The following is a 12,734-nucleotide window of genomic DNA, read 5'->3' on the forward strand; positions in this document are numbered from 1 at the left end:
AAAGGAGAGTACTATGAAAAAGAGATTGGTATCAGTTGTATTAGTTGCAGCTTTCGCTTTTTCCATGCTTGCGGGCTGTGGAAGCGACAACAGCGCATCTAAAGACAACAACAAAACATCTGCAGAAGCAGAGCAGACAGCAACCAACAGTGGTGATGGATTCAACATTACTGTAAACTTCGCATCCGAGCCGATGACAATGGATCCGGCACTGAACTCCTCCGTAGATGGAGCTATCATGGCAAACCATTTATTCGAAGGTCTGATGAAATGGGAGAGCACAGGTGAGGAAGTTGAAGGTTCTGACGGAACATGCGATAGTGCAAAACTTACTTACGGTCAGGCTGAGAGCTATGACAAAACAGCAAATGATGATGGAACTGTAACATACACCTTCCACCTTCGTGATGGCATCAAATGGTCTGACGGAAAAGACGTTACAGCAGGCGACTTTGAGTATGCTTGGAAACGTCTGGTTAACCCGGCTACAGCAGCAGATTACAACTACATGCTTGATTGTGTTGTAAATGCAAATGAGATTATGGCTGGTGAGAAAGATCCTTCTGAGTTAGCTGTAAAAGCAGTTGATGACAAGACATTTGAAGTAACTTTAACAACAGATCTTCCATATTTTGACGAGCTGTGTGCATTCCCGGCTATGATGCCTGTACGTCAGGACATCATCGAGGCAAATGGAGATCAGTGGACATTTGATCCTTCTACATACATCTCCAATGGTCCATACAAACTGACAGAGTGGACACATAACTCACAGATCGTAATGGCAAAAGATGAGAACTACTACGATTATGAGAACCTTGGACCGGATACTCTGACTTTCAAACTGATGGATGATACAAACGCTATGCTTTCCGGTTTCAAATCCGGCGAGCTTGATTACATCCAGGAAGCTCCGCAGGCAGAACTTCCGAACCTGATCGCTTCCGGCGATATGAAGATCGTAGACTACCTTGGAACATATTATGTATGTTTCCAGACACAGAAAGCTCCGTTCGACAATCCGAAAGTACGTGAGGCATTCACACTGGCTGTTGACCGTAACTACATTGTTGATAAAGTAACTCAGTCCGGACAGGTTGAGGCTAGTGCATATGTACCAAGCGGTATCTCTGATGCTGAGGAAGGATCTGACTTCCGTAAAGTTGGTGGCGATTACTATGATCCGACTAAGGATGCTTACGAAGCAAACTGCGAGAAAGCAAGACAGCTCCTTGCAGAGGCTGGTTACCCGAACGGTGAGGGATTCCCGGTTGTAGAATATCTGTACAACACAAGTGATGCTCATAAAGCAGTTGCTGAAGCACTTCAGAATATGTGGGAGCAGGAACTTGGCGTAACTGTTACACTGAACAACCAGGAATGGGCATCTTTCCTTCAGACACGTAAAAACGGTGATTACTCTATCGCACGTAACGGATGGATTTCTGATTACAATGATCCGGTTTCCTTCCTTGATATGTGGGTAACAGGCGGCGGAAATAACGACGCTCAGTACTCTAACCCGGATTACGATAACCTGATCAACCAGGCAAAAGCTGAATCTGATCCTGCTGCACGTATGAAACTGTTACATCAGGCAGAGGACATCTTAGTAGGTCAGGATTACGTAGTTGATCCGCTGTACTTCTATACACAGAAATATATGCTGCGTGATGGAATCGAAGGCATGTACTACACACCACTGGGATACTTCTTCTTTGGATATTGTACACAGTCTAAGTAGTAAATGACATGAAAAGGAATCCTGCTTGCAGGATTCCTTTTTTTGAAATAAATGGAATGGTAAAATTTTAGTGAAAAGCATATGAGCAACGGGATCATGTTTTTTTCAATGGAATTTTATAAAAACATATAAATACATAGGAGCATTTGCTTTAGGAGGATTCAGTATGCGAGCTTATGAAAGATTATTAAATTATGTAAAAGTCTGGACGACGAGCGATGAGGAGAGTACCACTTCTCCGACTACGGCACGTCAGTTTGATCTGGCAAAGCAGTTGGTGGAAGAAATGAAAGGCATGGGTATTGAAGATGCCATGATGGACGAGTACGGATATGTATACGGTCATATTCCGGCGACTCCGGGTTATGAGAATTGTACTGCCATCGGCTTCCTTGCACATATGGATACCGCACCGGATTACAGTGGAGAGAATGTGAATCCGCAGATTATTGAAAATTATGACGGAAAAGATGTGGTTCTGGGCACTTCCGGCAGAACATTGACGGTAAAAGATTTTCCTTCATTAAAAAATATGACAGGGAAAACATTGATCACCACAGACGGAACCACATTACTTGGCGCAGACGACAAAGCAGGTATTGCTGAGATCATGACGGTTGCCGAGGAGTTATTAAAAGGTGATATTCCGCATGGAAACGTGTGCCTTGCTTTTACAACCGATGAGGAAGTAGGAAGTGGCGCCTGCCACATGGATCTGGAACGATTTGGGGCACCGTATGCCTATACGGTAGACGGTGGTCCGGAAGGAGAAATCCAGTTTGAAAACTTTAATGCAGCTTCTGCGGAGTTTGTCATTCATGGTGTCAATGTACATCCGGGCGAGGCAAAGGATATTATGGTTAATTCCATGAAAATTGCCATGGAGTTACAGGGTATGCTGCCGGAGCAGGAAGCACCGGAGCACACGGAAGGTTATGAAGGATTTTTCCACCTGATGGAAATGAACGGAAGTGTGGAAGAGACGACCATGAGCTATCTGATCCGTGAGTTTGATGCAGAAAAATACGAAGCACGTAAAGCTTTGATGCAGGAGATTACTGCAAAAATAAATGCAAAATATGGAGAGGGAACCGTAGAACTGAAACTGGAAGATTCTTACCGCAACATGCGTGAGATGATCGAGCCTTGTATGCAGCTGATCGATTTTGCAGTTCAGGCATGCAAAGATGCTGATGTGGAGCCGGATATCGCACCGATCCGCGGCGGTACAGACGGTGCACGTCTCAGTTTTGTCGGACTTCCGTGTCCGAACCTTGGAACAGGTGGTTATGGCTTCCATGGTGCGTATGAGCACATTACTGCAGAAGGCATGGATAAGTCTGCAGCAATTATAAAAAATATTATATCACAGTTCGCACACCAGATGTAGCAGTGGGAAAGAGTAGGAACATTTTATGGGTGCATTATTGTATCAGACGTTAAGAGAAAGTATTGTGGATGCCATCCGCAGTAAGATCTTTAACCATGAGATCAAGCCCGGACAGCGTATTGTGGAGCTGGAACTGGCGAAAGAATTTCATACAAGCCGGGGGCCGATCCGCGAGGCACTCCGACAGCTGGAAAATGAAGGCATCATTGTGTATGCGAGAAATGTAGGATGTTCTGTGAAAGAACTTTCTTTTCAGGACTCCTACGAAGTATATCTGCTGAGAACCAATTATGAGGTAGTCAGTGTCAGATTTTTACAGGGAAAGATCCCGGAGAAGTCCATGCAGCATCTGGAAGAGATTCTGAAACGTATGAAAAATCTGACGGCAGAGGAATTTGACCAGGTATTTGAATGTGATAATGAATTTCATGAAGAACTGGTAAAAATGTGTGGTATGCCACGGGTGCAGAAAGCGTGGAAAGAGCAGTACTACGGTAATCTTTTCGCCGGATATGATCTGGTGCAGGACAAAGAAGCTATCGCAAAACGGCAGTATGCATCGCATAAGATTATTTATGATGCATGTGTGGCAGGAGATTGTGAGGCAATCTGTAAAGCCATCAAAGGCCATTACTGGAGAACCATCGGTGAAATGATGCGTGAACAAAATGTAGATGCGCCAGATCTTGAGCGTGGCTGGGACTGTGCGTTTTAGGCATCTTGGTTTCTTTTGTGGTGAATATTGGTAATGAAGAAAAATCAGCTTTATTTTGTCTCAGTCGCTAGCAATCGCTCCTTGAGAAAAAATAAAGCTGATTTTTTGATTTACGTTATCCAGAACCGTAAATTTTGCATATTTTATACTATGATTACAGTGTGAAAAGCACGGAATAATCCATGTAATCATAATAGATCATCTGCAAGTCTTGTATGAAGTTTCACATGCATTCGACTTGAACTGATAGAACCTTCGGTGGATGTGCCGAAGAAAGGAAGGTAATAATATGGCAAGATTTACGAATCAGGCGCAATTGCGCTATGGAGATTCTGTGGCAAATTCAAATATTGCAGTAGGGGAAATTCTGGAAGTGCTGTCTGCGACAAAGACAGCTGTCAGAAAAGTGTATGCACAGGACGATACAGTGACATATCTGATCAGCGTAGTAAATTCCGGCAGCGTACCGCTGAATGGTCTGACACTGGAGGACGATCTTGGAATGTATGCCTTTGCGACGACAACGCTGACGCCTCTTTCTTATGTGGCAGATACAATCAATTACTATGTCAATGGCGTATTGCAGCCGAAACCGACGGTGGCAGCAGGAGCACCGCTGACTGTTAGCGGTTTAAATATCCCGGCAGGCGGAAATGCATTACTTGTGTATGAGACAAAACCGACGGAATATGCACCAATGGCAGAAGAGTCAGAGATTACAAATACAGCGACGATTTCAGGTGGAGGCATTACACCTGTGAACGTGAAAGAAAGCATTCAGGCTTTGAGTGAACCGGTGCTGACGATCACAAAATCTGTGAGCCCGGTTCCGGTAACAGAAAATGGCACATTGACGTATACGTTTTTAGTCCAGAATAATGGAAATACTGCGGCAGCAGCAGGAACCGCAGCAGTCATCACGGATGACTTCGATCCGATTCTGAAAAATCTGACGGTATCCTTCAATGGAACCGCATGGACAGAAGGCGTGGATTACACCTACGATGAGACAACCGGAAGTTTTGCGACCATCGCCGGAAACGTAACCGTGCCTGCGGCAGAATATGCCCAGAATCCGGTCACCGGCATCTGGATCACAAATCCTGGCATCAGCACGCTGATCGTAACCGGCACAGTATAAAAAAGCAACGATTCTTCGGAATCGTTGCTTTTTAGACGAAAGTCGTAATTTGAGTGGTTGACTCAGTTTTTTTCCTTTCGTATAATAATTATTCGAAACAAATTAATTAACTGAAAACGTATGGAGCATAAAACAGGAGTGTGCAGAACAAATATGAAAAACGTACTGAAGATATTTCGAAGAGATTTGAAGCGGCTGCTCCGAAATCGTGCGGCAGTGCTGGTACTGGGCGGCGTATGTCTGTTACCGTCGTTGTATGCATGGTTTAATATTGCAGCAAATATGGATCCCTATGGAAATACACAAGGCATTAAGGTTGCTGTGGCAAATTGTGATGAAGGTGCCGACACCGCGCAGATGTCGTTGAATGCGGGAGCCAGCATCATGGATAACCTGAAAGAAAACAAGAAACTTGGCTGGACTTTTGTGGATGAGGAGGAAGCCATTGAGGGAGTAAAATCAGGTGTTTACTATGCAGCCATTGTCATTCCGGAGAATTTCAGTGATTCACTGCTGAGTATTTTATCCGGAGACGTTAAGAAGCCGCAGCTGGATTACTATATTAATGAAAAGAAAAATGCCATTGCACCGAAAATCACAGATACGGGTGCCACGACATTGCAGCAGCAGATCAACGATACTTTTTCGTCCGTGGCTTCTGAAGCGATTTCAGAGATGGTCAGTACATCTGCCGGAAACCTGACAGTGGATGTGGACAATACCAATTCGGAATTGCTCAGTTCTATTTCTGCTGTGCGGGAGAATCTGGCCGGTTATCAGAATGTGTTGGATCATTTCCGGGAAACAGTAGGAAGTTCAGATGTATTGATCCGGGATACCCTGTCTTCGTTGGAAAAGCTGAAGAAATCAGCAGCATCTGTATCTGATACTCTGGATCAGAGCACAGATCTGCTGAGTGAGAGTCGTAAGGCAGTTTCTGATTTTTCGTCGGTATTTTCTGACAGTCTGACGAGTGGGGATCTGTTTTTGAATGATGCATATATTACTGCATCGATCAAACTGGGAAATCTGGAATCGAAAGTGACACAGGTGAATACGTCTGTGGGTGGTGGCCTCGATTCAGTGACAGATTTAAATCAGAAAAATCAGCAGATTCTGGATGAACTTGCAAAATTGCAGGAAAGTATCGCAAACGATTCACAGATTTCTGCAGCGATCACAGAGCAGATCGCAAATCTGCAAAAGCAGAATCAGGAGATTGGCCAGGTGCTTGATTCCATGGATAAAAGCAATTCAGCCATCGCAGATATGGTAACTACTTCGCAAAATACCAGACAGAATCTGGAACAGATTATGGGAAACAGCCGGGATGATCTGAAAAATTACCGTAGTACTCTGACGCAGTCTACCGCTCCGAAGATTAGTCAGTCTCTGGACGGACTGGCAGCGGTCAGTGGAGAAATGTCTGCAACATTATCAGGAATCACACCGATGGTGGATCAGCTGAGCACGATGCTGCAGCAACTGCAGACCAGTCTGGATGACAGCGTGAATGCGCTGACCAAAACCGGTTCTGCACTGGAGAAGGTCGATGCGCAGCTGGAAACGGTACAGACGGATATTAAGGCAATGCAAAGTTCTGAGGCTTATCAGGAAATTTTAGAACTGGAAGGCATTGATGCCGAGGCTATTTCCGAGTTTATGGCATCTCCGGTGTCTATTAATTCTGAAGTGTTGTATGATGTGAAAAATTATGGAACCGGTATGACGCCGTTTTATACAAACCTTGCACTTTGGGTAGGCGGTCTTATTCTGGTATCAATTCTGAAACAGGAAGTGGATAAGGATGCAGAAGTATCTGATTTTTCCAATACCAGTGCATATTTCGGCAGATGGATGTTGTTTGTTCTACTTGCAGTGATTCAGGGATTTATCGTCTGCATCGGTGATATTGTATTGTTGAAAGTGCAGTGTGTACACCCGGTACTGTTTGTGGCAAGTGGCATGTTCTGTTCTTTTATCTATGTAAATATTATTTTTGCAATGGCACTTACCTTCAAGCATATTGGAAAAGCATTGGGTGTATTCCTGATCATCTTGCAGATCCCGGGTTCCTCTGGTACGTATCCGATTGAGATGATGCCGGGCTTTTTCAAAAAACTGAATCCGTTCCTGCCGTTCACGTATTCCATCCGTGGCATGCGTGAGTGCATCGCAGGATTTTACGAGAATACTTATGTGAAAAATATGGCAGTGATGTTTGTATTTTTAGCACTGGCACTTTTTATTGGTCTGGTGCTTCGGCCGCTGTTGATGAATCTGAATCATCTGTTTGACCGGCGTCTGGAAGAGACAGAAATGATGGTCGGTGAGACTGCCGGCAGTGAAAGACAGCTTCCGCAGATGCAGCTGATGCTTGAAATCTTGATGCGGGATGATTTGACAAAACGCCGGTTTTTGGAAAAATCCGGAAAGTTTGAATTGAAATATCCGAAAATGGTGCGCATTGGATTCGCAGGAATCCTCGTGATTCCACTTGTATTTCTGATTTTATCCTTTGTATTACCGGCAAAATTTGTATTTCTGGTGCTCTGGATCATTTCCCTGATCGCACTGGTGGTTTATCTGATCTGTGTGGAGTATGTGCATGACCGTATTGTACGTCAGCTGGAGATGAGCGGACTGGAACCGGAAGAACTGGTAAAAAAGATTAAGGAGGGAGACATCTGATGAAAAATGTATGGAAAATCTTTCAGCGGGATATGATGCGTGTCCGCAATAATGTCATTGCGCTGGTTGTCATTATTGGTATCAGTGTCGTTCCCTGCCTGTATGCGTGGTTCAATATTGCAGCCAGCTGGGATCCGTATTCCAACACCGGAAATCTTAAGGTGGCTGTGGCCAGCGTGGATGAAGGATATGAGGGAAGTCTGATCCCGATTGAAATCAATATCGGTGATAAAGTGTTGTCTGCTTTGCGGGAAAATACTCAGATGGAGTGGGTGTTTACCACAGAGGAAAAAGCTACCAGCGGAGTGAAATCCGGAAAATATTATGCAGCGATCGTGATTCCGAAGGATTTCAGTAACAAGATGATGAGTGTTTTTTCTGAAAAGGTAGAAAAACCGGAGATTACCTATTATTCCAATGCCAAGGAAAATGCGATTGCACCGAAGGTAACAGATAAAGGAGCCGGTGCAGTGCAGCGTCAGGTAAATGAGGTATTTATCGAGACGGTTTCAGATACAACACTGACGGTACTGCAGGCAGTTTCCAATATGACACAGGCCAGTGGTGCGGAGACGATCGTGGGTAATCTGAATACAAATCTGAATCAGATTGCCGGAGATCTGACAGCTTCTGCCGGTTTGCTGGAATCTTTCTCGGATATGACAGGTTCCGCGCAGAAACTGCTGAATTCTACTACGGAATTTCTACAAACCGTACAACAGCAGACGAAGGAGAGCAGGCAGACATTTCAGGAGACATCAAAAACATTTTCCGGTCTGGATGATTCCATGGATGCGGCCGCAGACAGTGTCGGAACAGCACTGAAATCAGCAGAAAATGTGTATGATCAGATGGATCAGGTCATTTCAGGTGCCTTTTCTGATGAAAGTGCGGATGCACAGCAGATTGCATCCACGCTGGATACTCTTGCTGGTCAGGTTGGAAATGTGGTGACTGCCTATACTTCCGTCCGGGACTCTGTAGCAGCAGTCGCAGATAAATATCCGGAGACATCCCCACTTGTTGATGCAATTGTGGTTCGGATGGATACTTCCATTCAGCAGCAGAAAAATCTGCAAAGCAAATTACAGGACAGTGCAAAAGGCCTGCGGGATGCCACCACCGATCTTGGCACCGCCCGGAGTGAGTTAAAGAATCTGGCAGCAAAGAACCGGGAAAATATGTCCGGTGTGTCTGCAAGTTATAAATCTTCGGTACAGAAATCATTAAATCAACTGTCAGCGTCCCTGACTTCTTCCAAACAGGAGATTTCCAGTCTGTTGTCGCAGCTGGATCAGAGTGCCAACGGCATTTATAAACTGACGGATACGGCAGATTCTGATCTGTCAGAAATCCAGAAAGTGCTGGGAGATTCCGGTGAACTGCTGGCGGAAGCTTCTGACCGGATTGCAGATACGACAGCTAAGCTGGATAAGATGGAAACGAGCGGAGATTTTTCCGAGCTGGAAGCTTTGATTTCCGGAGATAAATCTGCGATCAGTACATTTTTGGCAGCTCCTGTCTCACTGGATACGCACAAAATATATGAAATTGCTAATTACGGTTCTTCTATGGCTCCGTTTTATTCCGTATTGTCGATCTGGATCGGTGGTATCGTTCTGGTGGCAATGCTGAAAGTCAATGTATCTGAGAATTGCACGAAAGGATTAAAAAATGTCGAGCTGCATCAGATTTATTTTGGGCGTTTTATTACATTTATGATCGTTGGTTTATTCCAGAGTACATTGATCGCATTAGGTGATCTGCTCTATCTTGGGATTCAGTGTGAGCATCCGTTTTTGTTCCTGCTGGGCTGCTGGTTCTCAAGCCTGGTATTTGTAAATATTATTTATACGCTGACGGTGTCTCTGGGAGACATTGGAAAAGCGGTCAGCGTCATTCTGCTGGTTGTGCAGGTAGCCGGAACCGGTGGAACCTTCCCGATAGAGGTAGCACCGTCCTTTTTCCGTGCGGTTTATCCGCTGCTTCCGTTTACACACAGTATGGCTGCGCTGCGGGAGACGGTGGGAGGCATGTATGGCATGAATTACTGGATCGATCTTGGAAAACTTGCAATATTCTTAGGTATTTCCCTGATCGTCGGTCTGGTGCTTCGCAAACCGATCATCAAGGCAAATGATGCTTTTACAGAAAAACTGGAAGAGACAAAACTTATGTAATGCTCCAAGTGGATGTAAATTTACGGAAAAATAAATTCTTGAATATTAAAAAATCCCCGTTGTTACTTAAAGATATAAGCAACAGCGGGGATTTCTTTGTCCCAATCGTTAAAAACCACAGGTGCATTTTTAAAAGCCATTTTCATGATCATTTATATAAGAAAGAATAAAAGCAATGTGCGCCTGGTAATCTTCACATTCGTTCTGCATAATGGAAACCGCTTTTTTTACTTTATTCAGTACCGTATTGCGGTGCTGGAAAATAGCGGTGGCTGTCTGGTTGATATTTCGCCCGTTTTTCAGAAATTGCATAAAAATATAACACAGATCGCCGTTGTGGGTCTCATCATACTGGCGGAGTACTTCGTAACAGGGGGAAGCAGCCATTTTTACCACACCGGTCTTTTTCAGTTCCTGCAGCAGATACTTGGCATAATAATCTGAGAACGAATAGAAGGACGGGGCAGGAGCTTCCTCTCCGGAGGTGCCAAGCGCAAGGGCTTCCCGGGCCTGTGCAGCAGCCGTAGGCAGATCCATCAGAGAGAAAAAGGTGTTGCTGATGCCACATTCAAACTGCCGGTTGCGGAAGTTTTTGCGGAAAATCGTCTGTTCTTCCGGAGCAAGAAAAGTGGCATAGGATTCATTCTCACTGTTATTTTTCAGTATGTATAAAGTATTCTGATAGACAAACGGTTTTAACTGCGGGATCGAAGTACGCAGATTCCAGCTGACAAAGGAAAATGGAAGCTCCTGTTCTCCGTTGTAGCGGATGACCGCGAGCATAAAGCGCCCACTCATGGTCAGATCGGGAATATAACCAAGCTGATCTTCAATCTGCTGTTGCGGAATCTCCGGGTGCTCTAAAATATCGTGGAAGACCGGCTCATAAATCTCAGAAGAAGACCGGTTGGTAAAACGTTTCTGCTGGAAAAACAGCTGCAGGTTTTCGGTCACGATATTCATCAGATAGAGGTAATTTGTTCTCGGATGAACGGCACAATGAAAAATCAGTGCATAGCCAACGGTATGATTGTTTGCTTTGAAGCGGTACATCATGCTGTAGTAGCAGTCATGGGTGGTCAGGCTGTACCAGCTGATCAGCGGATTTTCCGTCTGCTCTGAGGTGGAGATGAGTCCGTTCTGACGCAGGCACTCCATGATCTGTGGTGTCACATAACCGGCAGACAGAATGGATTCCATGATCGGATCACTGACTTCCGGATTTTTGAGGTAACCAAGAATGGAGTAATTGCGATCCAGTACCACCATCGGGTGAACAAGAAAATCTCTGGACAGATTCAAAAGATCCTGCAGGGATTTCTGCTGGATCAGCATCAGATGAAAGTTTTTGTCCCAGACATCAAAATCATGAAAGATCTTCAAAATCCGATTGAACACAAGCGGAAAAGACTCATCGGTATATAAAAGAACCATGGAAAGGCCGGATGGAAAATCTGATACATGGAGTTTTTCATCCTGACAGATACACAGGAACGTACAGTTTGACTGGAAATCCTGGTCTGAAGTTCTGCTTAAAGCAGTTAAAAGCACCTGATCCGCAACCAGATAGAGTTCATTTTCATAAGTTCCGGCAAGCTGCGTCTGGTCAAAAAGCTGTACACCGTCAAAGCTGCAGGTCAGATCAATATTCTGGTTTTCATATATGCTGTTGGCAGAAAGCTGATATAAAAGTACGTTTAATGGTATCCGCATCGTGGTTCTCCTTTGTAAAAAGCATATGCGCTCATTAGATCATGAACAAAAGCAGTTCATGATCCACATTCGTCGTTCGTCAATTATGCAAGCATATTGACACACTTGCACTCATTATATCACGATATGTAAATGTGTGAACAGCATAATTTCAAAGTGCATTTTTGTTTTTTTTGACATACAAAGAGAGGATGCATTGTATTAATATGGATACAAAAGTATAAGGAATATAAATGGGAGGTATAATCATGAACTTTTTTACACCGGCCGAAGTGGCCAAAAATTACATTGCAACCGGAAAAAGTAAGGTCAATACACCGATTCCGAAAATGATCATTCTTGCAATCCTGGCAGGTGCATTTATCGGATTCGGAGGTGTCGGAGCAACTACCGTGGCAGTGTCCATCACAGAACCGTCTCTGGGTAAATTCATCGGAGCCTGTGTATTCCCGGGTGGACTGACGATGGTTCTGATTGCTGGAAGTGAACTATTCACCGGAAACTGTCTGTTGACGATCCCGCTTCTGGAGAAGGAGATCACTGTAAGCCAGATGCTGAAAAACTGGGTGATCGTGTACATCGGTAACCTGATCGGCGGAATCCTGGTAGGTGCAGGCGTTGCGTTTAGTCATCAGCCGTCTCTGTTTGGAAATGGAATGGCCGTATCGGTATTATCTACGGCAGTAAGTAAATGTTCGATGCCATTTAGTGATGCATTTATCAAAGGCATTCTCTGTAATTTTCTGGTATGTACCGCTGTATGGATTTCCTTTGCGGCAAAAGAAGTAGTCAGCAAGATCGTGGGGCTGTTTTTCCCGATTATGATGTTTGTGCTCTGTGGATTTGAGCATAGTATCGCAAATATGTATTACATCAGTGCAGGCCTTTTTGCAAAAACAAATGCAGCTTATGTACAGGCTGCCACAGATGCAGGAGTGGATCTGACAAATCTGACCTGGGGCAATTTCTTTGGTAAAAATCTGCTGCCGGTTTCCCTGGGAAATATCATAGGCGGTGCAGTCTGTATCGGATGTGTGTACTGGTTTATTTATCTCAGTCGAGAAGACTCCCACTTCTGCAAGTGGTGAGTAATAACAAGTCTTTCTCAGTGGGAGTACAATCTCCGACTGAGATAAACGCTCCGCGAGGATGTGCAGTGA

8 protein-coding genes are annotated in these 12,734 nt (G+C 44.5%); 7 read left to right on the forward strand and 1 reads right to left on the reverse strand.

What is annotated here, in order from left to right; all coding sequences use genetic code 11:
• The first annotated feature begins 13 nt into the window (after nucleotides 1–13).
• The 6 genes from ACIRUQ_RS01820 (at nucleotide 14) to ACIRUQ_RS01845 (ending at nucleotide 9,861) form a co-directional block, all read left to right on the forward strand.
• Entirely contained in the window at nucleotides 14–1,744 is a 1,731-nt protein-coding gene (locus ACIRUQ_RS01820) for a peptide ABC transporter substrate-binding protein (protein ID WP_055289826.1), read from the forward strand.
• A 166-nt stretch (nucleotides 1,745–1,910) separates the two neighbouring features.
• Complete coding sequence (pepT, locus tag ACIRUQ_RS01825; protein WP_055289828.1) at nucleotides 1,911–3,134, forward strand: peptidase T; 1,224 nt, start codon at nucleotides 1,911–1,913, stop codon at nucleotides 3,132–3,134.
• Nucleotides 3,135–3,159: 25 nt separating this feature from the next.
• Entirely contained in the window at nucleotides 3,160–3,849 is a 690-nt protein-coding gene (locus tag ACIRUQ_RS01830; RefSeq protein WP_055289830.1) for a GntR family transcriptional regulator, read from the forward strand.
• A gap of 289 nt (nucleotides 3,850–4,138) precedes the next feature.
• Nucleotides 4,139–4,990: a hypothetical protein gene (locus tag ACIRUQ_RS01835; protein ID WP_055289832.1), complete on the forward strand. Its 852-nt coding sequence runs from the start codon at nucleotides 4,139–4,141 to the stop codon at nucleotides 4,988–4,990.
• 153 nt (nucleotides 4,991–5,143) lie between these two features.
• Nucleotides 5,144–7,681: a YhgE/Pip domain-containing protein gene (locus ACIRUQ_RS01840; protein WP_070103951.1), complete on the forward strand. Its 2,538-nt coding sequence runs from the start codon at nucleotides 5,144–5,146 to the stop codon at nucleotides 7,679–7,681.
• Nucleotides 7,681–9,861, forward strand: coding sequence for a YhgE/Pip domain-containing protein (locus tag ACIRUQ_RS01845; RefSeq protein WP_055289836.1), 2,181 nt, complete (start codon nucleotides 7,681–7,683; stop codon nucleotides 9,859–9,861). Before ACIRUQ_RS01840 ends, ACIRUQ_RS01845 begins: the two co-directional genes overlap by 1 nt.
• Before the next feature lie 129 nt (nucleotides 9,862–9,990).
• On the opposite strand, the gene ACIRUQ_RS01850 is transcribed toward ACIRUQ_RS01845, so the two are convergent.
• On the reverse strand, nucleotides 9,991–11,574 hold the full coding sequence (locus ACIRUQ_RS01850; RefSeq protein ID WP_055289838.1) for a helix-turn-helix domain-containing protein: 1,584 nt from the start codon (nucleotides 11,572–11,574) through the stop codon (nucleotides 9,991–9,993).
• 248 nt (nucleotides 11,575–11,822) lie between these two features.
• Between ACIRUQ_RS01850 and ACIRUQ_RS01855 the strand changes: the two genes are divergently transcribed.
• The gene (locus tag ACIRUQ_RS01855) at nucleotides 11,823–12,662 is read left to right on the forward strand and encodes a formate/nitrite transporter family protein (protein WP_055289840.1); all 840 of its coding nucleotides are present in this window, start codon (nucleotides 11,823–11,825) and stop codon (nucleotides 12,660–12,662) included.
• Nucleotides 12,663–12,734: the final 72 nt, after the last annotated feature.

It is taken from the genome of Eubacterium ramulus, from assembly GCF_045002895.1.
In the GTDB taxonomy this organism is placed as follows: Bacteria; Bacillota; Clostridia; order Lachnospirales; family Lachnospiraceae; genus Eubacterium_I; species Eubacterium_I ramulus.

What these genes read in the sequence shown, in the direction of transcription:
- ACIRUQ_RS01820 (WP_055289826.1), top strand. Translation starts at nt 14, where the DNA reads ATGAAAAAGAGATTGGTATCAGTTGTATTAGTTGCAGCTTTCGCTTTT.
- pepT (WP_055289828.1), top strand. Translation starts at nt 1,911, where the DNA reads ATGCGAGCTTATGAAAGATTATTAAATTATGTAAAAGTCTGGACGACG.
- ACIRUQ_RS01830 (WP_055289830.1), top strand. Translation starts at nt 3,160, where the DNA reads ATGGGTGCATTATTGTATCAGACGTTAAGAGAAAGTATTGTGGATGCC.
- ACIRUQ_RS01835 (WP_055289832.1), top strand. Translation starts at nt 4,139, where the DNA reads ATGGCAAGATTTACGAATCAGGCGCAATTGCGCTATGGAGATTCTGTG.
- ACIRUQ_RS01840 (WP_070103951.1), top strand. Translation starts at nt 5,144, where the DNA reads ATGAAAAACGTACTGAAGATATTTCGAAGAGATTTGAAGCGGCTGCTC.
- ACIRUQ_RS01845 (WP_055289836.1), top strand. Translation starts at nt 7,681, where the DNA reads ATGAAAAATGTATGGAAAATCTTTCAGCGGGATATGATGCGTGTCCGC.
- ACIRUQ_RS01850 (WP_055289838.1), bottom strand. Translation starts at nt 11,574, where the DNA reads ATGCGGATACCATTAAACGTACTTTTATATCAGCTTTCTGCCAACAGC.
- ACIRUQ_RS01855 (WP_055289840.1), top strand. Translation starts at nt 11,823, where the DNA reads ATGAACTTTTTTACACCGGCCGAAGTGGCCAAAAATTACATTGCAACC.